23 protein-coding genes and 1 other RNA gene are annotated in these 24,475 nt (G+C 58.0%); 20 read left to right on the forward strand and 4 right to left on the reverse strand.

Annotated features, from left to right (window positions below; all coding sequences use genetic code 11):
• Nucleotides 1-22: 22 nt before the first annotated feature.
• Together JM93_RS05635 and JM93_RS05640 are read right to left on the reverse strand one after the other, a co-directional pair.
• Nucleotides 23-676, reverse strand: coding sequence for a 3-oxoacid CoA-transferase subunit B (locus tag JM93_RS05635; protein WP_145341212.1), 654 nt, complete (start codon nucleotides 674-676; stop codon nucleotides 23-25).
• A complete protein-coding gene (locus JM93_RS05640; protein ID WP_145341213.1) occupies nucleotides 676-1,329 on the reverse strand; it encodes a CoA transferase subunit A in 654 nt (217 codons plus the stop codon). Before JM93_RS05640 ends, JM93_RS05635 begins: the two co-directional genes overlap by 1 nt.
• A gap of 208 nt (nucleotides 1,330-1,537) precedes the next feature.
• On the opposite strand from JM93_RS05640, the gene JM93_RS05645 reads away from it, so the two are divergent.
• Nucleotides 1,538-3,082, forward strand: a complete 1,545-nt coding sequence (locus JM93_RS05645) for a class I adenylate-forming enzyme family protein (RefSeq protein WP_145341214.1) — start codon at nucleotides 1,538-1,540, stop codon at nucleotides 3,080-3,082.
• Nucleotides 3,079-3,888 carry a 3-hydroxybutyrate dehydrogenase gene (locus JM93_RS05650; RefSeq protein ID WP_145341215.1) on the forward strand — a complete coding sequence of 270 codons (810 nt, stop codon included), beginning with the start codon at nucleotides 3,079-3,081 and terminating at the stop codon, nucleotides 3,886-3,888. Before JM93_RS05645 ends, JM93_RS05650 begins: the two co-directional genes overlap by 4 nt.
• A gap of 6 nt (nucleotides 3,889-3,894) precedes the next feature.
• Here JM93_RS05650 and JM93_RS05655 read toward each other — a convergent pair whose 3' ends face one another.
• Together JM93_RS05655 and JM93_RS05660 are read right to left on the reverse strand one after the other, a co-directional pair.
• A complete protein-coding gene (locus tag JM93_RS05655) occupies nucleotides 3,895-4,485 on the reverse strand; it encodes a TetR/AcrR family transcriptional regulator (RefSeq protein ID WP_145341216.1) in 591 nt (196 codons plus the stop codon).
• A gap of 53 nt (nucleotides 4,486-4,538) precedes the next feature.
• Nucleotides 4,539-5,108 carry a carboxymuconolactone decarboxylase family protein gene (locus JM93_RS05660; protein WP_145341217.1) on the reverse strand — a complete coding sequence of 190 codons (570 nt, stop codon included), beginning with the start codon at nucleotides 5,106-5,108 and terminating at the stop codon, nucleotides 4,539-4,541.
• Nucleotides 5,109-5,122: 14 nt separating this feature from the next.
• Between JM93_RS05660 and JM93_RS05665 the strand changes: the two genes are divergently transcribed.
• The 18 genes from JM93_RS05665 to ftsA all read left to right on the forward strand — a co-directional run bounded on the left by JM93_RS05665 (nucleotide 5,123) and on the right by ftsA (nucleotide 24,381).
• On the forward strand, nucleotides 5,123-5,467 hold the full coding sequence (locus JM93_RS05665; RefSeq protein ID WP_145341218.1) for a hypothetical protein: 345 nt from the start codon (nucleotides 5,123-5,125) through the stop codon (nucleotides 5,465-5,467).
• Nucleotides 5,468-5,478: 11 nt separating this feature from the next.
• Nucleotides 5,479-6,495 carry a hypothetical protein gene (locus JM93_RS05670; protein WP_145341219.1) on the forward strand — a complete coding sequence of 339 codons (1,017 nt, stop codon included), beginning with the start codon at nucleotides 5,479-5,481 and terminating at the stop codon, nucleotides 6,493-6,495.
• 84 nt (nucleotides 6,496-6,579) lie between these two features.
• Nucleotides 6,580-6,985, forward strand: an RNA gene (rnpB, locus tag JM93_RS05675) — RNase P RNA component class A.
• Between the two features lie 490 nt (nucleotides 6,986-7,475).
• The gene (locus tag JM93_RS05680; RefSeq protein ID WP_145341220.1) at nucleotides 7,476-7,946 is read left to right on the forward strand and encodes a division/cell wall cluster transcriptional repressor MraZ; all 471 of its coding nucleotides are present in this window, start codon (nucleotides 7,476-7,478) and stop codon (nucleotides 7,944-7,946) included.
• A complete protein-coding gene (gene rsmH / locus JM93_RS05685) occupies nucleotides 7,946-8,983 on the forward strand; it encodes a 16S rRNA (cytosine(1402)-N(4))-methyltransferase RsmH (RefSeq protein ID WP_208995004.1) in 1,038 nt (345 codons plus the stop codon). Before JM93_RS05680 ends, rsmH begins: the two co-directional genes overlap by 1 nt.
• Nucleotides 8,984-8,986: 3 nt before the next feature.
• Nucleotides 8,987-9,343, forward strand: a complete 357-nt coding sequence (gene ftsL / locus JM93_RS05690; RefSeq protein WP_145341222.1) for a cell division protein FtsL — start codon at nucleotides 8,987-8,989, stop codon at nucleotides 9,341-9,343.
• Between the two features lie 10 nt (nucleotides 9,344-9,353).
• Complete coding sequence (locus JM93_RS05695) at nucleotides 9,354-11,066, forward strand: peptidoglycan D,D-transpeptidase FtsI family protein (RefSeq protein ID WP_145341223.1); 1,713 nt, start codon at nucleotides 9,354-9,356, stop codon at nucleotides 11,064-11,066.
• 90 nt (nucleotides 11,067-11,156) lie between these two features.
• Nucleotides 11,157-12,626, forward strand: coding sequence for a UDP-N-acetylmuramoyl-L-alanyl-D-glutamate--2,6-diaminopimelate ligase (locus JM93_RS05700; RefSeq protein WP_145341224.1), 1,470 nt, complete (start codon nucleotides 11,157-11,159; stop codon nucleotides 12,624-12,626).
• Nucleotides 12,623-14,053 carry a UDP-N-acetylmuramoylalanyl-D-glutamyl-2,6-diaminopimelate--D-alanyl-D-alanine ligase gene (locus JM93_RS05705; protein WP_145341225.1) on the forward strand — a complete coding sequence of 477 codons (1,431 nt, stop codon included), beginning with the start codon at nucleotides 12,623-12,625 and terminating at the stop codon, nucleotides 14,051-14,053. Before JM93_RS05700 ends, JM93_RS05705 begins: the two co-directional genes overlap by 4 nt.
• Nucleotides 14,054-14,063: 10 nt before the next feature.
• Complete coding sequence (gene mraY, locus JM93_RS05710; protein WP_145341226.1) at nucleotides 14,064-15,149, forward strand: phospho-N-acetylmuramoyl-pentapeptide-transferase; 1,086 nt, start codon at nucleotides 14,064-14,066, stop codon at nucleotides 15,147-15,149.
• Between the two features lie 5 nt (nucleotides 15,150-15,154).
• Nucleotides 15,155-16,555 (forward strand): UDP-N-acetylmuramoyl-L-alanine--D-glutamate ligase, encoded by a 1,401-nt coding sequence (murD, locus tag JM93_RS05715; protein ID WP_145341227.1) that lies wholly within the window; start codon nucleotides 15,155-15,157, stop codon nucleotides 16,553-16,555.
• Nucleotides 16,555-17,712: an FtsW/RodA/SpoVE family cell cycle protein gene (locus JM93_RS05720; protein WP_145341228.1), complete on the forward strand. Its 1,158-nt coding sequence runs from the start codon at nucleotides 16,555-16,557 to the stop codon at nucleotides 17,710-17,712. The genes murD and JM93_RS05720 overlap by 1 nt, the downstream gene beginning before the upstream one ends.
• Nucleotides 17,713-17,729: 17 nt before the next feature.
• The gene (murG, locus tag JM93_RS05725; protein WP_145341229.1) at nucleotides 17,730-18,848 is read left to right on the forward strand and encodes an undecaprenyldiphospho-muramoylpentapeptide beta-N-acetylglucosaminyltransferase; all 1,119 of its coding nucleotides are present in this window, start codon (nucleotides 17,730-17,732) and stop codon (nucleotides 18,846-18,848) included.
• Nucleotides 18,845-20,260, forward strand: a complete 1,416-nt coding sequence (murC, locus tag JM93_RS05730) for a UDP-N-acetylmuramate--L-alanine ligase (RefSeq protein ID WP_145341230.1) — start codon at nucleotides 18,845-18,847, stop codon at nucleotides 20,258-20,260. Before murG ends, murC begins: the two co-directional genes overlap by 4 nt.
• Complete coding sequence (gene murB / locus JM93_RS05735) at nucleotides 20,257-21,231, forward strand: UDP-N-acetylmuramate dehydrogenase (RefSeq protein WP_145341231.1); 975 nt, start codon at nucleotides 20,257-20,259, stop codon at nucleotides 21,229-21,231. The genes murC and murB overlap by 4 nt, the downstream gene beginning before the upstream one ends.
• Nucleotides 21,231-22,160, forward strand: coding sequence for a D-alanine--D-alanine ligase (locus JM93_RS05740; RefSeq protein ID WP_145341232.1), 930 nt, complete (start codon nucleotides 21,231-21,233; stop codon nucleotides 22,158-22,160). The genes murB and JM93_RS05740 overlap by 1 nt, the downstream gene beginning before the upstream one ends.
• Nucleotides 22,148-23,062 (forward strand): cell division protein FtsQ/DivIB, encoded by a 915-nt coding sequence (locus JM93_RS05745; RefSeq protein ID WP_145341233.1) that lies wholly within the window; start codon nucleotides 22,148-22,150, stop codon nucleotides 23,060-23,062. The genes JM93_RS05740 and JM93_RS05745 overlap by 13 nt, the downstream gene beginning before the upstream one ends.
• Nucleotides 23,059-24,381, forward strand: coding sequence for a cell division protein FtsA (gene ftsA, locus JM93_RS05750; protein ID WP_145341234.1), 1,323 nt, complete (start codon nucleotides 23,059-23,061; stop codon nucleotides 24,379-24,381). Before JM93_RS05745 ends, ftsA begins: the two co-directional genes overlap by 4 nt.
• The last annotated feature ends 94 nt before the right edge of the window (nucleotides 24,382-24,475 follow it).

Raw genomic sequence — 24,475 nt, forward strand, 5'->3', positions numbered from 1 at the left:
TTTTTTGGTTTGCAAATGCAGATCAGGCGATTTGCATTTGCGGCACGTCGCCATGAACGATCAGGTTAGCGCCGGTTGCGGCGATCACATCATCGACCGAGCAATCCGGTCCGCGCTCTTTCAGGACAAGACCCGCTTCCGTCGGCTCAATCACGGCCATGTCTGTGACGATCAGACTGACCCTGCGTGCCGCAGTCAGCGGCAGGGTGCATTCAGGCAATATTTTGTGGTTGCCTTTTGCTGTGTGAACCATCGCAACGATGACCTGCTTGGCCCCGGCTACAAGGTCCATGGCACCGCCCATGCCCGGTACCATCTTGCCGGGGATCATCCAGTTGGCGAGGTAGCCGCGGGCATCGACCTGCAGTCCGCCAAGCACCGTCATGTCGAGGTGCCCGCCCCGGATCAGGCCGAAACTCATGGCACTGTCAATGGAAGCTGCGCCAGGAACGGCAGTGACAAACCCTCCGCCCGCATCGGTAAGGTCCGGATCTTCCATGCCTTCCGGCGGGCGCGCCCCAAGCCCGATCACACCGTTTTCCGCCTGGAAAAACACATGAACATCCTTGGGCAGATAATTTGCGACCATGGAGGGCAAGCCGATACCGAGATTGACCAGCATTTCCGGTTCAATCTCCTGGGCGACCCGGCGGGCGATGATTTCCTTGGCATCCATCAGTGAGCCCTTTCCAGCAAATGATCGACAAGCACGCCGGGCGTTTTGACCGCGTCCGGTGAAATCACCCCGACCGGAACGATGGTCTGCGGTTCGGCAATAACCGTTTCGCCCGCAAGCGCCATGATCGGATTGAAGTTGTGAGCGGTCAGGGAATATTCCAAGTTTCCAACATAGTCGGCCTGACGCGCTGCAATAAGGGCAAAGTCACCCTTGATTGGCGTTTCGAGCAGGAAGGTCTTGCCGTCAATCTCGACCGTCAGTTTGCCATCTTCGACCGGGGTACCGAGACCGGTCGCGGTCAAAACACCGCCCAAACCGACGCCGCCGGCACGAATGCGCTCTACCAGCGTTCCCTGGGGTACAAGCTCAACTTCGATTTCACCGGAAATCATCTTTTGCTGCGTTTCGGGGTTGAGGCCGATATGAGATGCGACAACCTTTTTTACGGCACCTGCCGAAATCAGTTTGCCGATACCTTTGCCGGGCATGGCCGTGTCGTTTGCGACAATCGTCAAATCCCGTGCATTTCGCGCCACAAGGGCATCAATGATCCGGTGCGGTGAACCCACCGCCATGAAGCCACCGACCAGCAGAATAGCGCCGTCAGGAATGAGCGCAGCTGCTTCCCCGGGCTTAACCGCATGTTTCATTCAACCATTCTCCCCCATTGGCGGGCCATGACACATTTGAACACTAGCGGGCGTTGCGGTGCTGAATAAAGTGAAGATTGTGCGACGCAGTATTTCACCGGATATAGCGGCCAAAGTGTCCGTATTTGAACTTGGTTTTGCAATCGGCGTGAAAATCGGCTCCACTTAAAAAAACACCATTGGCAACCGCCAAAGGAGGGAAACCCGAATGAATGTGGCTCTGTGGCTGGAGCGGACGGCAAAACGCATGCCGGACCAAAAGGCTTTGTTTCACGGGCAGGAGTGCCTGGCGACCTATCACGAACTCCACGAAAATGTCTGCCGGTTGGCGGGCGGGTTGCAGGAAAAACACGGCGTCGGCGCCACAGACCGGATCGGGCTTTTTATGGCCAATACGTCCGACTATGTGACCATCCTGTTTGCCTGCTGGCAGTTGGGGGCAGTTGTTGTCCCGGTGAACTACAAACTGCATCCAAAGGAAGCCGGGTTCATTTTAGAAAACGCAGATGCCCGGCTGGTTTTTGCGGATGGGCCGCGTTTGCAGGGCCTTGTCCGGCACAGCGTGTTGCCAAGCACCTGTGCCGGCGTTGCTGTCGGAACCAGTGAATTTACCTCCTTGTTCAGCGCTGCCCCTGAGACCGTAGCAGCACAAAGGAAGTCGGAGGATATGGCCTGGCTGTTCTATACCTCTGGAACAACGGGCCGGCCCAAAGGCGTCATGATCACGCATGGCAACCTGCAGGCCATGGCTTTGTCTTACTTCGTTGATGTTGATGAGGTGAGGCCCGAAGACACAACGCTTTATGCTGCGCCGATGTCTCATGGTGCGGGAATTTACATCTTCATGCATGTGCTGCGCGGCGCGGCGCATTGTGTTCCCAAAAGTGGCGGATTTGAGCCAGAAGAAATACTCAGTCTCGGCCGGCACTTTGGAAGTCTTCACATGTTTGCCGCCCCGACCATGGTCAGGCGCCTGGTTGATGTGGCCAAGGAGGCGGGGTCAAAAGGGGACGGCATTCGGACGATCGTGTACGGCGGCGGTCCGATGTATACCGCCGATATCATTGAAGCGGTCGATGTCATGGGGCCGCGTTTTGTTCAGATCTACGGCCAAGGCGAGTGCCCGATGGCGATTACGGCCTTGCCAAGAGAGCTTGTTGCGGACCGGAGCCATCCGAGATGGCGCGAACGCCTTGCGTCGGTCGGGCAGGCCCAGTCCGCTGTTGAAGTCGCGATCCTGAACGAGGATGGCACACCGTGTGAGCTTGGGCAAAGCGGTGAGATTGTCGTCACCGGCACGCCGGTGATGCCGGGGTACTGGCAAAACCCGGAAGCCTCAGCGAAGGCCATCCGCGATGGCCAGTTGTGGACCGGAGATGTCGGCTGCCTGGATGAAGACGGCTTCGTTACCCTGACCGACCGGTCCAAGGACGTGATCATTTCCGGCGGAACCAACATCTATCCGCGCGAGGTGGAAGAGGTGCTGCTAGAACTGAAGGCGGTGGCCGAAGTGTCGGTCATCGGCCGTCCCCATCCTGATTGGGGGGAGGAGATCGTTGCCTGCGTCGTTCTGCAGCCGGGAATGGAAGTGTCGGCAGGTGTCCTGGATGCGCACTGCCTCGACCACATGGCGCGTTTCAAACGGCCCAAGCACTATCATTTTCTCAAAGCTCTACCGAAGAACACTTATGGCAAGGTACTTAAGACAGAGCTTCGCAAACGGTTTGCTGAAAATGTGGGGGAAGATGCATGACCGCTTCGTTTTTAAAAGGGCGCACCGCCCTGATTACGGGATCGGTTCAGGGAATTGGTTTGGCCATCGCAAAGAAACTGGCGGAAGCCGGGTGCCGCGTCGCGGTTCATGGTTTGGCCACTTCAGTCGAGCGTGACCAGGCCGTTGCAAGTGTCATCGAAGCCGGTGCGCCAGAAGCCCGGTTTTTTGATGCAGACGCTCGTGATCCGGACGCACTGGACGAGATGATGGATGCGGTCGCAGATTGGGGCGGGGCTGATATCCTGATTAACAATGCCGGAATCCAGCAGACGGCTTCGATTGCAAACATGCAGCGGGAAACCTGGGACGCGATCCTGGCAGTGAACCTGTCTTCGGCCTTTCACACCATGCGCCGGGCTTTGCCTATCATGGCTGAAAAGGGCTACGGACGGGTGGTCAACATCGCCTCGGTACACGGACTGGTGGCGTCGGTGAACAAAAGCCCATATGTCGCTTCCAAATTTGGTCTTGTTGGGTTGTCGAAGGTGGCAGCACTCGAATATGCCAACGCAGGATCGCGTGAGACCGGCGGGGTTACTGTAAACTGCATTTGTCCGGGCTGGACAGAAACTGCGATAATCGAGCCCCAGATTCAGGCTCGGTCAATGGATTTCGGTGGTGACCGGGCAAAGGGTATTGCCAGCCTGCTGTCCGAAAAACAGCCTAGCCAGCGGACATCGGATCCAAGTGAAGTGGGCGAGGCAGTGCTCTGGCTGGCAAGTCCTGTGGCGCACAACATCACCGGTATATCCTTGCCGATTGATGGCGGGTGGACTGCGCAATAGGACTTTTCAGGTTCCCTCGATCAAGGCGGCTGCATAGTCCGCGGCTGTCTTGATTGTTTTCGGATCCTGCCCTGAGCGTGCCATGGCATTCAGGCCCAAAAGCGTGGTCATGACAAACGCGCGCAGCCCGTCCTGTGAAAAGGCGCAGTTTTCTGACTGGCTGTCTTTGCTGGCCTGGACAATCAGGGGTTCGATCCGTGCCGCGATTGACCCAGTTAGCGTTTCAAGATGGCGCGCTTCTTCCGACTGCATGCATCCGGCATCGCTGACCGACGAAAACAACAAGCAGCCACGGAATTTGTTGTCCGCCATGAATGCGCCAATGTAGCGCAAGAAATTTGCAATCCCCTGCCGGGGTGTTTTTGCCCGGGTCAGGTAGGTAAGGCCGATTTCGGTGACGGTTTCGGCATATCGGTCGAGTACAGCCGAAAATACGGCGTCCTTGCTCTTGAAGGTCGAATAGAAACTGCCGCGCTTGATGCCGGCCGCATTTTGCAAATCGTCGACGCTGGTACCCTGGTAGCCCTTGGTCCAGAACACATCGACAAAGGCATCTAGGGCTTGCGAGCTGTCAAAGCTTCTGGGGCGTCCTGCCATATGATCTCGCTCAAGAGTCCGGCCCGCGCTGGGCGCAGGCCGGAAATCATCTGTTATTCGGCGGCCGTTGCATGCGGTGGTGTCCACGCGAATTTGTGAAACACCTCGTCTACCGGAGTTTGTGCCAAGTGGTTCACGTAGTTTGACATGACTTTCTGAGCTAGGCCAAGGATGATGTCGAGCACGTTGCGCTTGGTGTAGCCGGCATCTAGAAATGCTTGAACGTCAGCGTCATTCACATTGCCGCGTTCGCGGACCACTTTCAAAGTGAAATCACGCAAAGCCTCCAGTTTTTCGTCCGGCAGCGGTGTCTGATTGCGCAAAGCATCAATCACATCCTGCGGAACCTTCTGCATGTGCGCAATGCCGGTATGGGCTGGAACACAATAATGGCACTCATGCTCAACGTTGATCGTCAGCCAAACCACGTTCTGCTCTACAGTGGATAGGCTTGTTTGCTGGAACAGCTGGTGGAGCCTTTGATAGGCTTCGAGATGCTCTGGCGATTCAGCCATCACGCCATGCAGGCCGGGAATGCGGCCAAAGGCCTTCAGGGAATTGTTGAGAAGTTCCGCACCACCTTTCGGTGCGCTTTCCAAAGTATGGATTGTGAAGTTTGCCACTGGGATCGTCCTTTTTGGCTGGAACCTTGTCTGCGCGTTGGCGCAACCCGAACATGGGTATTTTGTACTTATTAGTCAAAAATAAAATTCCGCAGAAAATTGCCGTTTTTTCCGGTTTTGGGATTTTTCAAGGAAACGTGAAGGATGGGTTACAGCAGCTATTCTTCTGCTGCGCCCGGTTCGAGGCGCGCCTGGCGGGCGAACAGGGGCGGCGAAGGTTAAAAATTTGTCATTCAGGTTGTTTTTGCGCGCGCCACAATCATGTCCCAAATCGTGTGCAGCAGACGGCGTTCGCCTGCCCCTTTCCACCTCTAGACAATTGCCGCCCCAGCGCGCTTTTCTTTCGGCGGCAGTGGTGAGAGAAACTGCTATGTATGAAAAAGAAAAAGACCCTGAAAATGTCGCTCTTGGCCCGAATTGCCAGAACTCCAATCAAGACGCTGTTCCGCACGCATATTTCTTTGTTCCGGCAGGATCTGATCCGAGCTGTGATCGTGACGATCTCGGTGCCATCCTCCGGCTGGGCGAATACAGTGATCTGGAGACAATGGCTGCTGGTGATGGGCATCTGCCGGAATACTATCCCGACGGCCACATTAGCGATGCCAAGAACTGCGGACTATCTCCGACGCTCGCATCATGCGGCGAGAACGATCATCAAAAAGGCATCCTACTTGCCTGTGACGGCCGGATTCTCGTGAAAAACCGGGAGCGGATGTATGTTCAGTCAAAAGACTATATCCAGGAAACCAACGGCGACTATTCGTTGTCGGTTGATGGGGCGCTTGACGCCGACGTGTCCGGCGATGTCGAAATCACATCCAAAGACGGTCAGATGAGCCTGAGCGCGCCCAAGGGCAAGGTGACAATCTCCAGCGGTGAAAACCAGGATATTGTGATGAAAGCTGGCGCTGAAAACGGTTCAGGAACAGGCATCATCCATCAGACTTCGCGCACCCTCTACAAGGAAGTCGAAGAGTCCGAGCACGAAGTGAGCGAGGAAAAGACGGAATTCACGAAAGGCAAGGCCAGCAATTTCTTTCTCGGCGGCAAATTTAGTTTTCTCGGCGATACCGAACTCGAGATCCGTGCAGGCGGTCTGATGGACATGGGGGTCTTGCACATCATGACCAACCTGATCCATGTAAATTTTGGAACCTGGATGATCGAGTCCGCTGAGGCTGTTACTGAGTTCCGGACACTCAAGACTGAGACCAACGCCATCGAAACCAAGCTTCATTCGATTTCTTCGGACGTCTCGGCTTTGCAAACCAGGAACACAGCCATGGATAGCTCTATTGCGCAGCTGTGCCTGGATGTTGGCGATCTGAACGTCGCTGTTTCAAACGCTGACGCACGTTTGAGCAATGTATGGGCTCTTTTGTAAGGCGGATGCGTGTTTAGGCAGATGTGCGGTCCGGACAGAACCGCTGCTTGACCTGAAGCGGGAACCAAAATAAGTCCCGGAGCGCCAGTCGGCCGGACAGCCGCTGCCGCAAGTGCCGAAAGGCCGCGGGGGAGGAAAGTCCGGGCTCCAAGGAAACACGGTGCCGGGTAACACCCGGCGAGGGCGACCTTAGGGAAAGTGCCACAGAAAGCAAACCGCCCCGGATTTGTCCGGGGTAAGGGTGAAAGGGTGGGGTAAGAGCCCACCGCGCGCACGGCAACGGACGCGGCATGGTAAACCCCACCGGGAGCAAAACCGAATAGGGACAACGCGGGCCGGGAGCGATTCCGAGCTCAGGCCGGTTTCCAGGCCAGTTGTCCGGGTAGGTTGCGTGAGGCGTCTGGCAACAGGCGTCCCAGATGAATGGCTGTCGCGTCTGCGGCGTCCGCCGCAGGCCATACCGAACCCGGCTTACAGGCCGGCTGGCATTTTCTCTCCTCATCTTTAGCAATACCCGGAAGGTGCCTGATCCTGACACTGGGTTTTGCACAATTTTAACGAAATTTTTTACCTTTTTATTTGTGTGCGTTGAGGCGGGCAGCAAATGCCTGCGCTGCCTGGCCGCCGAATAATTTTGCAAATTTTCGTTCGATCAAGCCCTTAGCCCTGTCTGTTTTCCGGTTGGTGAAGCTGCGGATCCTGATTCTGCAGCGCTGTCAAGACTCGATTAATCTTAATTAGCTTATCCTGCGGTAAGCAGCATCTCGCCCGTTTGTGGGGGTCGGAAACCAGGAGATTCCATTGACCTCCCATGAGATCCCATGCTATCCCATAATAACCCAGAACGGGGGATTGGCGGCCCATGTGTGTCCGGGTCGTAACGGCTTGGGGAAGCCTGCAATCCGGTCAATCCGTGACCTTTTCCGTTCTTGTTGATCCGTGGGGCTTGGGTGGGTGCAGCGCCTGCTTAGAGGGGATGTATGGCCGGCTTCGTTTCGCATTTTACCAACCGGCTGGATGCCAAGGGCCGTGTGTCGGTTCCGGCATCCTTTCGGGCGGTGCTCGCGAAAGACGGCTATGAGGGGCTCTACTGCAGTCCCTCTGCCCATTGTCCGGCGGTGGATGCGGGTGGAAACGCGTTGCTTGAAGAGCACGAGAAACAGTTGGAGGCGTTCCGGCGCTTGTCTCCCGATCATGACGCTCTTGCCATGTCGCTGTTCGGTGTCAGCGAACAGGTGAAGATCGACGGCGATGGACGCATGTCGATTTCGGACATGGTGCGGGAGCAAACCGGATTGACCGACCACGTTACATTCGCGGGCCTTGGCTACAAGTTTCAGATTTGGGAGCCGGAAAAGTTTCGTGAGCATCGCGCAGAGGCCCAGCGGCGCGCGCTTGCGATGTTGTCGGGCCAGGTGGCGCCGACCACGCTGCCAGGAGGTTCGGCATGATGGCGGTCGGCGAAACCGGGTACGCCCCGGACGCTGGCGGATCAGACCGTCATGTGCCGGTCCTCCTCAGGCAGGTGCTGGAGCACTTATCGCCCAAGCCCGGTGAGGTAATGATCGATGGCACATTCGGTGCTGGTGGATACTCGCGGGCACTGTTGCAAAAAGGGGCGAAAGTTATCGGGATCGACCGAGATCCGGATGCGATTTCCGGCGGGCAGGAGCTGGTGCGCGAGGCCGAAGGCAATTTGATTCTTGTGCCCGGGCAGTTTGCGGATCTGGAGGACCACGCCCGTCAAACGGGCCATGACGGAGTTGACGGTGTCGTTCTCGACCTTGGTGTTTCTTCCATGCAGCTGGACGAGGCCGAGCGCGGATTTTCGTTCTTGCGCGACGGACCTTTGGATATGCGCATGGAACAGGCTGGACCGTCCGCGGCAGATGTGGTGAACCATTTACCGGTGAAGGATCTCATCCGGATCATTGGCCTGCTTGGCGAAGAAAAGCGGGCAACGACCGTAGCGCATGCGATCGAGCGTGCCCGCCGGGAAAAACCGTTTTTGCGGACGGGAGAGCTGGCGGGATTGATCGAGAGTGTTCTCGGACGATCACCGAAAAAAGCCCAGATCCATCCGGCGACCCGGACGTTTCAGGCGCTGCGTATTTATGTAAACGGCGAGTTGCACCAGGCGGCGAAAGCGCTCGAAGGTGCTGAGCGGATCCTCAAGCCGGGCGGGCGGCTCGTGCTTGTGAGTTTCCACTCGCTAGAAGATCGGATCGTCAAGCGTTTCTTTGCCGACCGGACCAAAACGCGCGGAGGTGGTTCGCGGCATATGCCGGAAGAAGATGTGCCGCCGCCGACCTTCGAGCCGCTGACCCGTAAGGCAGTTGAAGCGGACGAAGAAGAAACTCGTTTTAATCCGCGCGCCCGCTCGGCGCGCTTGCGTGCCGGCCGGAGGACATCCGAACCGACGCGCGCACTCGACATTCATGCTGCAGGCGTTCCGCGGCTGGCGGAATATGAGGGGCTTGGAAGCTAAACAATGGTGCGTTATCTCAACATTCTTTTTGTTGCCGCCGTGGTCGTTGGGGCAGCGACCGTCTACGACATGAAGCTTGCCGCAAAGAAATCAGCCACCCGGATGGCGGAGCTGCAACGCGAAATCGAAGCCGAAGAGGAAGCTATTCAGCATCTCAAAGCCGAATGGAGCCTGTTGAACCAGCCGGACCGTCTGCAGCAGCTGGTGGCCCGCTACAACGATTATCTTCAGCTCCAGCCGATGGACGTACACCAGATCGTGAGTGCGGAAGAGTTGCCGCCTCGGCCGGTGATGCTTGAACCGATCGGAGCCCCAGACCCAATGGGCGGCTATGCTGCTGCCAAGCCGGTGGTCAGGTGAGGAGCGCAGCATGACACTGGCACAAGAAAGCACCTCATTCCTTCAGGTTCGCAAAACACGGCCGCGTCCGGCGCATGGTTCGGTATCGGCCAGCGCGGTCAAGTCACGGGTTTATCTCGCCATGGCGGCGTTCGCGATGGTCTACATCGCAATTGCCGGCCGGCTGGTTGTTTTGGCGCAAATGGATGAGGCGCCGTCTTCGGCGTGGATCTCCGCACAAGATTCCGTCTCTGCGTCCCGCCCGGATCTTGTGGACCGGAATGGTGAAATCCTCGCAACCGACATCAAGACCGCCTCGATTTACGCCGAGCCGCGCCGCGTTCTGGATGTCGACGAGGCGATGGACGGTTTGCTGCGCGTCTTGCCCGACCTGGATGAGCCCACCGTGCGCCGGCGGCTGGAAAGCCAGGCAGGCTTTATCTGGCTCAAGCGTGAGGCCTCGCCGCAAGAGGCAGAGGCCGTTCACAATCTCGGCTTGCCCGGCATAAGCTACTTGTCCGAAACCCAGCGCTTTTATCCGGGCGGTCCGACCGCCGGCCATATCGTCGGGTCGGTGAATATCGACAATCAAGGCCTCACCGGAATTGAGAAATACATCGACAAGTCATGGTTATCCGATTTGCGCGAGGCTGGGTTTGCCTCCGACAAGACAATGGAACCCGTTCGTCTCGCTGTCGATTTGCGGGTTCAGCATGTGGTTCGTGACGAGCTTGCAAAAGCGATGGAGCGCTACCGCGCAATCGCCGCAATCGGTATCGTTCTGGATGCCAAGACCGGCGAAGTTGTCGCCATGTCCTCGCTCCCCGACTACGACCCGAACGACCGGTCCCAGGCACTTGAAAAGGACCGGTTGAACCGGGCGACCGGCGGCGTCTTCGAAATGGGATCAGTGTTCAAGTCATTCACAACGGCCATGGCGCTTGATTCGGAGCAGGTCTCAATCAATGACAGCTTCGATGCGACCCGGCCAATACGCGCTGCGGGGCGGACGATTTCGGATTTCCACGGGAAAAATCGGATCCTTTCGGTGCCGGAGATCTTTATTTATTCCTCGAACATCGGCACCGCAAAAATGATGCTCGCAGCGGGTATCGACCGGCAGCAGGAGTTCTTGTCACGCATCGGTTTGACGTCCCGGCTGAATACGGAACTGCCGGAAAACGCCACGCCGTTGCTGCCGCCGAAATGGAACGAGCTGGCCGCGATGACGATTTCCTTCGGACATGGAATTTCCGTCACGCCGATGCAAACAGCGGTCGCAGCAGCGGCCATGGTCAATGGCGGTGTTCTTCTCCCGCCCACCTTTCTGCCCAGAACCCGGGAAGAGGCTAACGCTCTCGGAAAACAGGTGATTTCACCAGATGTCAGCCGCGCTATGCGCTATCTCTTCCGTCTGAATGTGTTGTCCGGGTCGGGTCGGCGTTCCGACGTGCCTGGCTACACTGTCGGTGGCAAGACAGGGACCGCTGAGAAGATCGAGAACGGCAAATATGTTCGAAACAAGCGGCGCAACTCTTTCTTGTCGGCGTTCCCGATGGACGATCCGCGCTATGTCGTTTTGACGGTGATTGACGAACCCAAACCGGTTCCGCCATCAAAGTCGGCGACTGCCGGACTCAATGCCGGGCCAGTGGCAGGAGCCATCATCAGGCGCGCTGCGCCCATGCTTGGGGTGATGCCGCGTTTCGGAGAGGGCTCGGAACCGATCGAAGTTTCCTATTAAAATGGCCACACGGGTCGGGCGGGGTCGCAGCCGTTATCCCGATCCGGAAAGGTCCAAAAAGACGACGCACCAACCGGATGATCTTATGACATGCATCTTCATCATATCGCTGGCTCGCTAGACCTGCCCGATGGGGCGGAAGGCCTCGATATTGCTGGAATTACATCGGACAGCCGGGCTGTTAAGCCGGGCTATCTGTTTGCGGCCTTAAAAGGCGAGAAAGTTGACGGCGCTGCATTTGCCGGCAAGGCGGTGGCGGCCGGCGCATCTGCTGTGCTTGTTGGCCGGGAGGCTGTCAGCCGGCTGCGCGCCGAACTTCCGAGCGGCACTGTTGTTCTGGCCGACGAAGAGCCGCGCCGTGCGCTGGCGCTCATGGCAGCGAAATTTTATGCGCGACAGCCCAAAGTCATGGTTGCCGTCACGGGCACCAGCGGCAAGACATCGGTTGCCCACTTTGTTCGTCAAATCTTTCAGGCGGCCGGACATTCTGCGGCAAGTCTTGGGACCATCGGCACCGTAACTGCGGACGGTCAGATCTACGGCGGACTGACCACACCTGACCCGGTGGCCTTGCATGCCGAGCTTGCCCGGCTGACAGACGACGGGATCACCCATGCAGCCTTGGAGGCGTCCAGCCACGGGCTTGATCAGCACCGGCTCGATGGTGTGCGTCTGGATGTGGCCGGTTTCACCAATCTGGGCCGCGATCACATGGACTACCATCCGACGATCGAAGATTATCTGCAGGCCAAACTGCGTCTGTTCCGAGACTTGCTGCCCGAGGGCGGGTCCGTCGTTTACGATCCCGGCGAGAAGTACACCGACCGGATCGCAAAGATCGCGGAAGAACGGGGACTACGCGTTTTTACAGTTGGCCAGACCGGAAAAGGGCTTCGCCTCGCGGGTCTCAACCCGAACGGCGCCAGCCAAATTCTCAGAATTGAGACCGAACGCGGCGACTACAGTGTCAGTCTCCCGCTGATTGGTCATTTCCAGGTCTCCAATGCGCTTGTCGCAGCCGGTCTTGCGATTATGGCCGGCGTCAATACCGGCACAGCTTTGCGTGCGCTTGAAAGTCTGAAAGGCGCGCCTGGACGCCTGGAATTTGCAGGCCGTAAGAAAAATGGCGGGTTGGTGGTGATCGACTATGCTCACAAGCCAGATGCGATTGACAATGCGCTCGCGGCCCTGCGGCCGTTTGCGGACGGGAAACTCAGTGTGATCGTTGGTGCAGGGGGGGATCGGGACCCCGGAAAGCGTCCCCTCATGGGAGAAGCCGCAGCACGGCGGGCCGATCTGGTGATTGTTACAGATGACAATCCGCGCAGTGAGGACCCGGCACTCATCCGCAAAGCCGTGCTTGCCGGGGCTCCGGATGCGATTGAGATCGCTGATCGTGCCGAGGCTATCCGAGAAGGTATCCGGCGCCTTGGTCCCGGCGATATTCTTTGCGTTGCGGGAAAGGGTCATGAAACGGGCCAGATTGTGAAAGACACGATCCTTCCGTTTTCAGACCATATGGCTGTTGCCGAAGCCCTTGCAGGGGAGGGAAACCAATGAGCGCGCCACTGTGGACGCTAAAAGACCTGGCCGAAGCGGCGAAAGGGGATATTGCTGGTGAGCCGCACGAAGAAATCGCCGGGATTTCAATAGACAGCCGGACCCTTGAGCCAGGCGATGCTTTTGTCGCCATCACCGGCGACCGGTTTGATGGCCACGAGTTTGTCAAAGCCGCGCTCGATGCGAATGCAGCTGTCTGCATTGTCTCAAAAGACAAGAAGGACGGCCTGCCGGAACAAGGGCGCTACATCCTTGTCGATGATCCGCTGGAGGCTTTGCGCCGCATTGGGGTTGCTGCGCGCGCGCGCACGGATGCGCGGGTCGTTGCGGTGACCGGTTCGGTCGGCAAGACCGGCACCAAGGAAGCTCTTCGGCTGTGTCTTGAGCGCTCAGGCAAGGTTCACGCGTCAGTGGCGTCGTTTAACAATCATTGGGGCGTGCCGTTGACACTTGCCCGCATGCCGGCCGACACGGAATACGGTGTATTTGAGATCGGCATGAACCACGCAGGTGAAATTACACCGCTGGTCAAGATGGTGCGCCCCCATGTGGCGATCATCACAACTGTTCAAGCGGTCCATCTGGAGTTTTTCGACTCGGTTGAGAAGATTGCTCAGGCAAAGGCAGAGATTTTCAATGGTTTGGAGCCGGAAGGTGTTGCGGTTCTCAATCGCGACAACATGCAGTTCGACCTATTGATGTTTCTTGCCACCACTGCCGGTGTATCCCGCATCAAAACTTTCGGCGAGGGCAGTTCCGCGGATTCGCATACCGAGAAGGTCTCGCGCCATCCGGGCAGCTCCAGCGTTCAGGCGTCGATACTGGGCCAGGAAATCACTTACAAGATCGGCGCTTCAGGCCAGCATCATGTGCGCAACAGCCTCGCTGTTTTGACCGCGGTCGTGGAACTTGGCGCGGATCTGGCGCTCGCCGGTCTGGCTCTAGCCGACATGCATGCTCCCAAGGGCCGCGGGCAGGTGAGCAGCCTGAGGGTTCAAAACGGGCGATTTGATCTCATTGACGAAAGCTATAATGCCAACCCGGCGAGCATGAAGGCAGCGCTTGAAGTGTTGGGCGAGACGCCGGTTTCGAGGCCTGGGCGCCGGGTCGCGGTGATCGGCGACATGCGCGAACTCGGTGAAGACGCGGATGACCTGCATAAGGGACTGGCAGACCCCATCCACGCGGCGGCAGTGGATGCCGTTTATTGTGTGGGATCGCATATGCGCAAATTGTGGGACGAGTTGCCCGGCAATGTGCGCGGCGCCTACGCAGAAGAAGCCGAAGCGTTGCAAGACCGGTTGATCGAAGATGTCCGGCCGGGGGATGTGATCATGATCAAGGGGTCGCTTGGCACGCGAATGGGGCCCCTTGTTGAAGCTCTTAAAAAAGAATACCCGCCCTTCGACGACACCGAGGCGGCTTGAGGATCACTGAATGTTTTATTTTCTAGGCGAGTTCGCCGATCAGTTTTCTGCCCTGAATGTTTTCCGGTACATCACATTCCGGACGGGCGGGGCGATCATGACCGCCCTGTTCTTCGTGTTTTTGTTCGGACCGAAAATCATCTCAAGCCTGCGTCTTCGGCAGGGACATGGCCAGCCAATTCGCGCAGATGGCCCGGAAGGACACCTTCTGACCAAGAAGGGCACGCCCACGATGGGCGGCTTGATGATCCTCTCCGGCGCGCTGGTCGCCGCACTCCTTTGGGCTGATCTTTCTAACCCCTACGTCTGGATCGTCATTGGCGTGACCCTGGGCTTCGGAATGATCGGTTTTTACGATGACTATCTGAAAGTCACCAAATCATCGCACAAGGGATTTGGCGGCAAGGCGCGGCTGGGCCTTGAGTTTCTCATTGCCGGACTTGCTGCCTATGCGGTGACGGTTCTCGACAATCCGCCATTTTCGACTTCCATCGCGTTTCCGTTCCTGAAGGACCTGACCCTCAATCTCGGCATTATCTTCATTCCGTTTGCGGCTTTCGTCATGGTTGGTGCTGGCAATGCGGTGAATCTGACCGACGGTTTGGATGGTTTGGCGATTGTTCCGGTGATGATAGCCTGTGCGTCATTCGCCTTGATTGCGTATCTTTCGGGAAATGCGGTGTTTGCAGACTACCTGCAGATTCACCATGTGCGCGGCACCGGGGAGCTTGCGGTCATATGCGGTGCCGTCATAGGAGCCGGGCTCGGGTTCTTATGGTTCAATGCGCCGCCCGCCGCCATTTTCATGGGCGACACCGGCTCGCTTGCCCTTGGCGGCATGATCGGTGCGATTGCTGTTGCCACCAAGCACGAAATCGTTCTGGCGATCATAGGCGGCCTATTCGTTCTGGAGGCCGTCTCCGTCATTGTGCAAGTGGTTTCGTTCAAGCTGACCGGGAAGCGCGTCTTCCGAATGGCACCGATCCACCATCATTTTGAATATTTGGGATGGACCGAGTCCCAGGTTGTCATCCGCTTCTGGATCATCGCAGTCGTGCTTGCGCTGGTCGGCCTTGCGACGCTGAAACTGAGGTAAGTGGCATGATCCCCATCACCTCATTCGACAACCGGCATGTGGCCCTGTTTGGTCTCGGCGGCTCCGGCATGTCGACCGCGCGGGCCCTCAATGCCGGCGGGTGCCGGGTCACATGCTGGGACGACAATGCAGAACGCGTTCAGCAAGCTGCCGCCGGTGGATTGCAGACGGAAGACCTCAAGCAGGCGGATTGGAGCGCATTTTCTGCGCTGATCCTGTCACCCGGCGTTCCGTTGACCCACCCCGTGCCGCATTGGACCGTGGACAAGGCCAGCGATGCGGGCATCGAGGTGATCGGCGACATCGAGCTGTTTTGCCGCGAGCGGCGGCATTTGTGTCCGGATGCGCCGCTGATCGCGATCACCGGGACGAATGGTAAGTCAACAACAACAGCGTTGGTCGCCCATCTTTTGAATACGCTTGGGTTCGACACCCAGATGGGGGGCAATATCGGCGTGCCGGTGCTTGATCTCGAGCCGCCCGCAACAGGGCGCTGTTACGTGATCGAGTGTTCATCCTATCAGATCGATTTGGCTCCCACGCTCGATCCATCCATTGGCATTCACATGAACCTGTCTCCGGATCACCTCGACCGGCATGGCACACTGGAGCATTATGCCTCGATCAAGGAGCGCCTGGTGGCGGGCTCCAAGCTGGCAATCGTCGGGGTTGATGACCGGTTGTCCGCCATGATGGCGGACCGTCTGGAGCTTGCGCACAAACCTGTTGTCCGGATTGCGGGCGAACGGGAATTGCCGGACGGTGTGTATGCCTATCACGGCCAGATATACGAGGCTCTCGATGGCACACAGCGCGAAGTTGCTTCGCTTTCCGGTATCAACAGCTTGCGCGGCGATCACAATGGCCAGAACGCTGCCGCGGCTTATTCAGCGCTCAAGGCCTTGAATGTAGGGCAAGCCGACATTTCTGAGGCCCTGAAAAGCTTTCCGGGACTGCACCACCGCATGGAGGTCATTGCCCGCCACGGCCGGGTGCTGTTCATCAACGATTCAAAAGCGACCAATTCTGATGCCGCCGCACGGGCCTTGTCGAGTTTTGAGCGCATCTACTGGATTGCCGGCGGCCGCGAAAAAGAAGGCGGCATCCAGGCGCTCGATGAGTATTTTCCGCGAATCGCCAAAGCCTATCTGATCGGAGAGGCGGCCGATGATTTCGCCGCAACACTCGATGGCCATGTTGATTACGAGATCAGCGGCACTGTCGAGGAAGCCGTCAAGTCGGCAAATCGGGATGTTGCTTCCGACGGCGCTCCCGAGATCGCCGTACTGCTGTCGCCTGCTGGCGCATCGTTTGATCAATTCGCCAATTTCGAATTGCGCGGCAAGGCCTTCACCGAGGCTGTGATGGCTTTGAACCGGGACAAAACGAGTGAGGAGGTTGCGTAATGGTCAGCCGCGCCGATCGAAGCCGTTTTGCCGAGTGGTTTTGGACAGTGGATCATTATCTGCTGGCCAGCTTCGTGCTGCTTTTGATTGGCGGCGTCGTGTTGTCCTTTGCCGCAAGTCCGCCTGTTGCTGAACGTCTGGGCGTCGACAGCTTTTTCTTCGTCAAACGTCAGGCTGCCTTTATGGTGCCCGCCCTGGCAATCATGCTGGCCGGCTCGCTAATGTCGCCGCGGCTTGTCCGGCGCTTTGCCCTGGCGGTATTCGTCGTCTCGGTTTTGTTGATGGTTGCAACGCTGTTTGTAGGGTTTGAGGCAAAGGGAGCGCGCCGCTGGATCTATATTGCCGGCTTTTCGCTGCAACCCTCCGAATTCCTGAAGCCAGCGTTTGTCATACTGGTTGCGTTCTTGCTCTCCGAAAGCGGCCGTCGCCGCGAGGTTCCGGGGGCGATGTTCGCGGTGCTGATTTATGCGATCTGTGCCGCGCTCCTGATTGCGCAGCCTGATTTTGGCCAGACCTTGCTTTTGGGCGCAGTTTGGGCCGGTCTGTTCTTCCTGAACGGGCTGTCCTGGATCCTGATCATGGGGCTTGGGATTGTGGGAATTGTCGGGCTGTTCTCCGCCTATCTGTTTCTGCCGCACGTGACCAATCGTGTTGACCGGTTTCTCAATCCGGAAAACTCAGACAATTTTCAGATCGATACGGCTATGGAATCATTCCTGGCTGGCGGCTGGTTCGGCCGTGGACCGGGCGAGGGTACAGTCAAGCGCATCCTGCCGGACAGCCATACAGACTTCATTTTCGCCGTGGTCGGCGAAGAGTTCGGCGTTGTCGTCTGCCTGCTGATGGTGTCGGTGTTCGCCTTCATCGTGATCCGGGGGCTTAATCACGCCAGCAAGAACCAGGATGCCTTCACGCGCCTTGCGACAGCCGGTCTTGTGGTTTTGTTCGGCCTTCAGGCCACAATCAACCTTTGTGTGAACCTCAACCTGATCCCGCCCAAAGGCATGACACTGCCATTTATTTCCTATGGCGGATCCTCGCTGTTGTCCTCCGCCATGACGGCGGGGGCCATTCTCGCCCTTACACGGAGACGGCCCCGCCCAACGCGAGGTGATGTTGTCACCGTCAGCCGATTGTCCCCGTCCAGCCTCATGTGAGGAGCATACGGACCGTTATGAGTAAAAAAGTCCTTTTGACCGCAGGAGGAACGGGCGGTCACCTGTTTCCTGCGCAAGCGCTTGCCGGCGAACTTCTGAAACGTGGCTGGGTGGTTGAACTTGCCACCGACGAACGTGCCGACAAATATGGTTCCAGCTTTCCAGCCAGCAAGACTCACATCATTTCCTCGGCCACGGTGCGCGGTAAAAATCCCGTCTCGCTGGCGAAAACCGCGATTGCCTTGATCAAGGGCTACCTGCAGTCGCGCAAGGTTTTGAACAGCTTCCGTCCGGACATCGTCGTGGGGTTTGGCGGGTATCCAACCTTCCCGCCAATGTATGCGGCAAAGGCTGCGCGCATCCCAACGGTTCTTCACGAGGCAAATGGTGTCATGGGCCGGGCCAACAAGATGCTGGCACGCGGGGCAACGGCGATTGCAACCTCGTTTCCGCTGGACGGCGTTGATGCCCAGCTGACGGCAAAAATGACCGAAACCGGAAATCCCGTGCGCGAAGCCGTGATTGCATCGGCCGGTCAGCCCTATTCGGCGCCAGAAAGCGACCGCCCGTTCCATCTTTTGGTCTTTGGCGGGTCGCAGGGCGCGCGGTTCTTTTCCGACCTGTTGCCGGAAGCGTTGCGCCAAACGCCCGAAGCGATCCGCAAGCGTATCAAGCTCGTGCAGCAGTGCCGTCCGGAAGACTTGGGGCGGGTTGAGGCCGCCTTTAAAGAGCTTGGCGTCGCCGCGGAACTGGCCGGCTTTTTCACAGATATGCCCGAACGCATTGCGGCGTCGCATTTGATCATCTGCCGGTCGGGAGCCTCTTCTGTCTGCGAATTGGCAGTTCTGGGCCGTCCGTCGATCCTGGTGCCTTTGCCGGGCGCCATAGACAATGATCAGGGCGTGAATGCCCGATTTCTGGAAAAAGTCGGCGGGGCCTGGCCGATCCGCGAAATTGACCTCACACCGGAGCGCCTGGCTCAGGAGTTTCAAAGGCTGACCGATCGACCGGAAATGCTGGCGCTTGCGGCAGAACGCGCCCTGGAGGCGGGTAAGCCCGACGCGGTGGTCCGGCTCGCAGATCTCGTCGAGTGCGTGTCCGGAAAAGACTTAAAAATTGAAGGAGACAGCGCATGAAGATGCCGCAGGATATCGGCCCGGTTCATTTTGTCGGGATCGGAGGCATTGGCATGAGCGGCATTGCCGAGGTTTTGAAAACCCTTGGCTACGAGGTTCAGGGCTCGGACATGGCGGAGAACGCCAACGTCAAACGGCTTCGGGAAAAGGGTATCCGGGTCACCGTCGGCCACGCTGCCGAGAACCTTGGAGATGCCGAAGTCCTTGTGGTGTCATCCGCGATCAAGCCGGACAATCCGGAATTGGTTGCGGCGCGCGAAAACCTGATCCCGGTGGTGCGCCGTGCGGAAATGCTGGCCGAGCTGATGCGTTTCAAGCAGGCGATCGCGGTTGGCGGTACCCATGGCAAAACGACGACCACCTCCATGGTCGCCGCGCTGCTCGACGCCGGTGCGCTGGATCCGACGGTGATCAATGGCGGGATCATCAATGCCTACGGCACCAATGCCCGGATGGGCGAGGGTGACTGGATGGTGGTTGAAGCAGATGAAAGCGATGGCACATTCGTCAAGCTCCCCGCCGATATTGCGATCGTCACCAATATCGATCCCGAGCATTTGGACCACTATGGCGATTTCGCCGGTGTACGCGCTGCCTTTCGGCAATTCGTCGACAATGTCCCGTTCTACGGCTTTGCCGTGATGTGTCTTGATCATCCGGAAGTTCAAACCATGGTCGGTGCGATCGAGGACCGGCGAATCGTGACCTACGGCAGCAATCCACAAGCAGATGTCCGGTTTCATGGTGTGTCCATGGAGGGCGGCAAATCGAAGTTTTCCGTTACGATCCGAGACCGGCGCAACGAGACTGCGACGGAGCTCACCGATCTCAGTCTGCCCATGCCGGGCTTGCACAACGTGTCGAACATGACGGCCGCAATTGCCGTGGCGGCTCAGCTCGGCGTAGATGCGGAGGGGCTGCGCAAAGGCGTCGGCAATTTTGGCGGGGTTAAACGCCGTTTCACTCACACCGGAACTGCAGGCGGGATCGAAATTTTCGACGATTATGGCCACCATCCGGTCGAGATCAAAGCCGTGCTCCACGCCGCTCGCCAATCAACCAATGGCAAGGTCATCGCCGTGGTTCAGCCGCACCGTTACACGCGCCTTGCCAGTTTGTTCGACGATTTTTCGAACTGTTTTAACGACGCAGACCAGGTGATCGTTGCGCCGGTCTATTCTGCCGGCGAGCAACCGATTGCCGGCGCGAGCCATGAAGACCTTGTGTCTGGACTGAAGCAGCGCGGACACCGGTCCGCTCTTGCCATCGAAAAGCCAGATGAACTTGCGGGAATCATTGCCGAATCAGCAAGCGCCGGAGACTACGTGATTTGTCTTGGCGCGGGTAACATCACCCAATGGGCTTACGCCTTGCCCGAGGCTCTGGCGGTCGAACTTGGAGAGAAAGCGTGAGCTTTCCTGACCTTTTGGAAACCATCCCCGATTTGTCGCAGAACATCCGGGGCCGGCTTACGGTGAACCAGCCGATGTCAGCAGTCACATGGTTCCGCACGGGTGGTCCTGCGCAGTTGATGTTCCAACCTGCGGACGAGCAGGACTTGGCCGCCTTTCTTGCAAAGCTGCCGGAAGATGTTCCTGTGCTTCCGGTCGGGCTTGGCTCCAATCTCCTGATCCGCGATGGAGGTTTAACCGGTGTGGTAATCCGCCTGAGCGCGAAGGGATTTGGATACATCGAAGAAATTGGCCACAACCGTTTGCGTGTTGGGGCTGCCGTTCCCGACAAACGGCTTGCAGAGGCGGCGGCACATGAGCGGCTGGGCGGTTTTGCATTCTATGCCGGAATTCCCGGCGGCGTCGGTGGCGCGTTGAAGATGAACGCCGGGGCCCATGGAACCGAGACGCGCCAGCGCATGGTGGAACTCGTGGCCATCAACAGGCGCGGCGAGCGCCATGTCCTAACCAATGCAGACATGGGATACGGTTACCGCCATTCGTCGGCCGCGCACGATCTGATCTTTACCGAGGCCGTGTTCGAGGGGGTGCCGGCCTCGGAAGACGAAATCCGACAGAAGATGGCGGATGTCATCACGCACCGGGAAAAAGCACAGCCGATCAGGGAAAAAACCGGCGGCTCCACCTTTAAGAATCCCGACGGGCACTCGGCCTGGAAGCTGGTGGATGAAGCCGGATGCCGGGGATTGACCATCGGTGGGGCTCAGATGTCCGAGATGCATTGCAACTTTATGATCAATACCGGCACGGCGACCGGGCACGATCTTGAGCTGTTGGGCGAAACGGTTCGGGCGCGGGTGCTGGAGACAACCGGTGTCGCGCTTGAGTGGGAAATCAAGCGCCTCGGGCTCTTCGAGGGCGAAGCGTCTGTTGAGCCGTTTTTGGGAAAAAAAGGGGGAAAGGCGGCCTAATGGCACAAAAAAAACATGTCGCAGTGCTGATGGGCGGCTGGGTCAACGAACGGCCGGTAAGCTTGGCGTCGGGAAATGGCTGTGCCGATGCGCTGGAAGAAGCGGGCTACAAGGTAACCCGCGTCGATGTTGGTCGGGATATTCACGACCAGCTCAAGCGTCTCAAGCCGGATGTTGTCTTTAATGCCTTGCACGGGCCTTTTGGAGAAGATGGCTGCATTCAGGGAATACTGGAGTTCCTGGAGCTGCCCTACACGCATTCCGGCGTGATGGGATCATCCCTTGCCATGAACAAGGTGAAGGCCAAAGCGGTGATGGCGGCAGCCGGTATTCCGGTTACCGAACACTTAATCGTTAACCGCCACGACATTGGGCGAACGCACCCCATGGAGCCGCCGTATGTGATCAAACCGATAAACGAAGGTTCCAGTTTCGGGGTGCTGATCGTTAACGAAGATCATGAGCATCCGCCTCAGGAACTGACACGCGCGGATTGGCCGTATCCCGATGTATTGATGTGCGAAAAGTTTATCGCAGGGCGCGAATTGACCTGCGCGGTGATGGGCGACAGGCCTCTCGGCGTCATAGACATTGTGCCAAAAGGACACAGTTTCTACGATTATGACGCTAAATATCTGGAAGGAGGCTCAAAACACATTCTTCCTGCAAAAATTTCACCCTTTGTTTACCAAGAAATACAGACACTGTCCGTCAAGGCGCATCAGGCACTTGGATGCCGGGGGGTATCCAGGGCCGATTTCCGATTCGATGAACGCGAACACGGAGCCGGCGAACTGATCTGCCTTGAAGTGAACACGCAACCAGGCATGACGCCGACCTCTTTGGTGCCGGAAATGGCCGCACATGAGGGGATCAGCTTTCCGGACCTGGTCAGTTGGATGGTAGAGGACGCAAGTTGCTGTCGATAAGGCGCAAAAAACGGCAATCAGAACTCAGCCCGATCGAAGCCGACCTGGCTCCGCGCGGGCGGGGCGTTGCCCGTTTGCACCGGCAGCCGATCTGGAATGCCGCTGGCCGCTTGAATGAGTTGCCGCGCTGGACCGGAACGGCGGCAGCCTTGGGCTTTTTGACCCTCACGATCAGTTATGGGATCGTTCTTGGTGGTTATAGCCGTGAAGTTTCTGACGCTCTTCTAAGTGCTTCTGGTCTTGGGATCGAAGCAGTCAAGCTGTCCGGTCAGCGCGAAACCGATGACTTCCAAATTCTCGAAGCACTTGAAATCGAGCAGGGCGACTCTTTGGCTCTTTACAACGCTGAAGCGGCTCGTGAACGGCTGACCAATCTGGCATGGGTCAAAACCGCTTCTGTGATGAAGCTGTATCCGGGTACCTTGAAGATCAGCATTGAAGAGCGTGTTCCTTATGCACTTTGGCAGCGCGGCGATGTGGTCTCGATCATCAATCAGAATGGTGACGTGATCACCGACGATGTGGACGGGCGCTACGCCAATCTGCTGTTGGTCGTCAATCATGGTGCGCAGCGCAGGGCCGGTGAGATCATGGATGCGCTCGACAAGTTTCCGGAGTTGCGGCCACGGGTCAGGGCGGCGTTCCTGGTCAGCCAGCGTCGCTGGGACATTCTGCTTGAGAACGATATTTCAGTCCGGCTGCCGGAAGACAACATTGTTTCTGCGCTTGCCGATCTCGTTGAAATGGATGCGGAGAACGGCCTTTTGACACGTGACATTGTGGCCGTCGATATGCGTCTTTCCGACCGTGTTGTTGTGCGTTTGACCGAAGAAGCGGCTGAACGCCGCCGCGAAACCACCGGCAACGGTGAGCGCCTCGTCAAAATGGGGCGCCGCACATGAGCCGTCCGACCTCCGTTTTGTACCTCCCGCGCATGCGCCCGCTTCCCGGGCGCCGTGCCGTCGTCATGTCGGTGCTCGACATCGGATCGACCAAAATCTGTTGCCTGATTGCCAAGCTGACGCCCCGCGAAGACGGTGCCGTGCTTCCTGGCCGGTCCCACGCGATCGAGGTGCTGGGCTACGGATATCAGCGCTCTCAGGGCATTAAGTCTGGCGTTGTGGTGGATATGGATGCGGCCGAACATGCAATTCGTCTGGCGGTCGACAGCGCTGAGCGCATGGCAGGTGTCACGGTTGAATCCCTGATCGCGAACGTCAGTTGCGGCCGCTTGCAAAGCGAGATTTTCAGCGCTTCTGTTCCGCTTGCCGGAGACAGTGTCAGCGAAGCGGATATACAGCGCGTGCTGTCAGCTGGTTCGTCACATTCTTTGACTGACGGACGCGCAGTCACCCATGCGCTGCCGATTTCCTACACGCTCGACGGCAATCGCGGCATCCGCGATCCACGTGGCATGATGGGCGCCAAGCTCGGCGTAGACATGCAGGTCGTGACTTCGGAAGTGCCGCCGGTCCGCAATCTCGAGCTGTGCATCAATCGTGGCCACCTTCATGTTGAAACACTGGTCGCAACGCCTTTCGCCAGTGGTCTGTCAACGCTTGTGAATGACGAGACCGAGCTGGGTGTTGCCTGTATCGACATGGGCGGTGGCACGACGACGCTGTCGGTGTTTGTTGAAGGCCATATGGTGCATCTGGATGCGATTGCCGTGGGTGGTCAGCATGTCACCATGGATATTGCCCGGGCCTTTGCGACGCGCCTGCAGGATGCCGAACGCCTGAAAACCCTTCACGGATCGCCCCTGGCCAGCAGCGCGGACGACCGCGACATGCTGACCGTGCCGCCGCTTGAAAGCGACAGCGATCTGCCAAATCAAATCCCCCGCTCGGCTCTGACACGGGTTATCCGGCCGCGGGTTGAAGAAATTCTTGAACTTGTGCGTGACCGTTTAACGGCGTCCGGCTTTGCCGGACGGGTCGGCAAACAGATCGTGCTGACTGGTGGTGCCAGCCAGCTCACAGGTTTGAGTGAAGTTGCGCGCCGTGTTCTGGGCCGCAACGTTCGTCTTGGCCGGCCTTTAGGCGTCGCCGGTCTTCCGGAGGCAGCTAAGGGTCCGGCATTCGCCGCGGCCGTTGGTCTCCTCATCTACCCGCAGGTCGCCCAGATCGAGCAGTTCGAACACAAGAACCGCCGGTCTGGATGGGGTGGACAAACTGGCTACCTGGCCCGCGTTGGCCAGTGGATCAGGGAGAGCTTTTGACCATGAGCGAAGGACAGGATCTGCCGGAAACGGCTGACGAGATTAGGGAAGAAGATGGGCCCCAGAATTCGGGGGCTCAAGAGGGTCGCGAGGA

The sequence above is a fragment of the Roseibium hamelinense genome (assembly GCF_007830545.1).
In the GTDB taxonomy this organism is placed as follows: Bacteria; Pseudomonadota; Alphaproteobacteria; order Rhizobiales; family Stappiaceae; genus Roseibium; species Roseibium hamelinense.

What these genes read in the sequence shown, in the direction of transcription:
- JM93_RS05635 (WP_145341212.1), bottom strand. Translation starts at nt 676, where the DNA reads ATGGATGCCAAGGAAATCATCGCCCGCCGGGTCGCCCAGGAGATTGAA.
- JM93_RS05640 (WP_145341213.1), bottom strand. Translation starts at nt 1,329, where the DNA reads ATGAAACATGCGGTTAAGCCCGGGGAAGCAGCTGCGCTCATTCCTGAC.
- JM93_RS05645 (WP_145341214.1), top strand. Translation starts at nt 1,538, where the DNA reads ATGAATGTGGCTCTGTGGCTGGAGCGGACGGCAAAACGCATGCCGGAC.
- JM93_RS05650 (WP_145341215.1), top strand. Translation starts at nt 3,079, where the DNA reads ATGACCGCTTCGTTTTTAAAAGGGCGCACCGCCCTGATTACGGGATCG.
- JM93_RS05655 (WP_145341216.1), bottom strand. Translation starts at nt 4,485, where the DNA reads ATGGCAGGACGCCCCAGAAGCTTTGACAGCTCGCAAGCCCTAGATGCC.
- JM93_RS05670 (WP_145341219.1), top strand. Translation starts at nt 5,479, where the DNA reads ATGTATGAAAAAGAAAAAGACCCTGAAAATGTCGCTCTTGGCCCGAAT.
- JM93_RS05680 (WP_145341220.1), top strand. Translation starts at nt 7,476, where the DNA reads ATGGCCGGCTTCGTTTCGCATTTTACCAACCGGCTGGATGCCAAGGGC.
- rsmH (WP_208995004.1), top strand. Translation starts at nt 7,946, where the DNA reads ATGGCGGTCGGCGAAACCGGGTACGCCCCGGACGCTGGCGGATCAGAC.
- ftsL (WP_145341222.1), top strand. Translation starts at nt 8,987, where the DNA reads ATGGTGCGTTATCTCAACATTCTTTTTGTTGCCGCCGTGGTCGTTGGG.
- JM93_RS05695 (WP_145341223.1), top strand. Translation starts at nt 9,354, where the DNA reads ATGACACTGGCACAAGAAAGCACCTCATTCCTTCAGGTTCGCAAAACA.
- JM93_RS05700 (WP_145341224.1), top strand. Translation starts at nt 11,157, where the DNA reads ATGCATCTTCATCATATCGCTGGCTCGCTAGACCTGCCCGATGGGGCG.
- JM93_RS05705 (WP_145341225.1), top strand. Translation starts at nt 12,623, where the DNA reads ATGAGCGCGCCACTGTGGACGCTAAAAGACCTGGCCGAAGCGGCGAAA.
- mraY (WP_145341226.1), top strand. Translation starts at nt 14,064, where the DNA reads ATGTTTTATTTTCTAGGCGAGTTCGCCGATCAGTTTTCTGCCCTGAAT.
- murD (WP_145341227.1), top strand. Translation starts at nt 15,155, where the DNA reads ATGATCCCCATCACCTCATTCGACAACCGGCATGTGGCCCTGTTTGGT.
- JM93_RS05720 (WP_145341228.1), top strand. Translation starts at nt 16,555, where the DNA reads ATGGTCAGCCGCGCCGATCGAAGCCGTTTTGCCGAGTGGTTTTGGACA.
- murG (WP_145341229.1), top strand. Translation starts at nt 17,730, where the DNA reads ATGAGTAAAAAAGTCCTTTTGACCGCAGGAGGAACGGGCGGTCACCTG.
- murC (WP_145341230.1), top strand. Translation starts at nt 18,845, where the DNA reads ATGAAGATGCCGCAGGATATCGGCCCGGTTCATTTTGTCGGGATCGGA.
- JM93_RS05740 (WP_145341232.1), top strand. Translation starts at nt 21,231, where the DNA reads ATGGCACAAAAAAAACATGTCGCAGTGCTGATGGGCGGCTGGGTCAAC.
- ftsA (WP_145341234.1), top strand. Translation starts at nt 23,059, where the DNA reads ATGAGCCGTCCGACCTCCGTTTTGTACCTCCCGCGCATGCGCCCGCTT.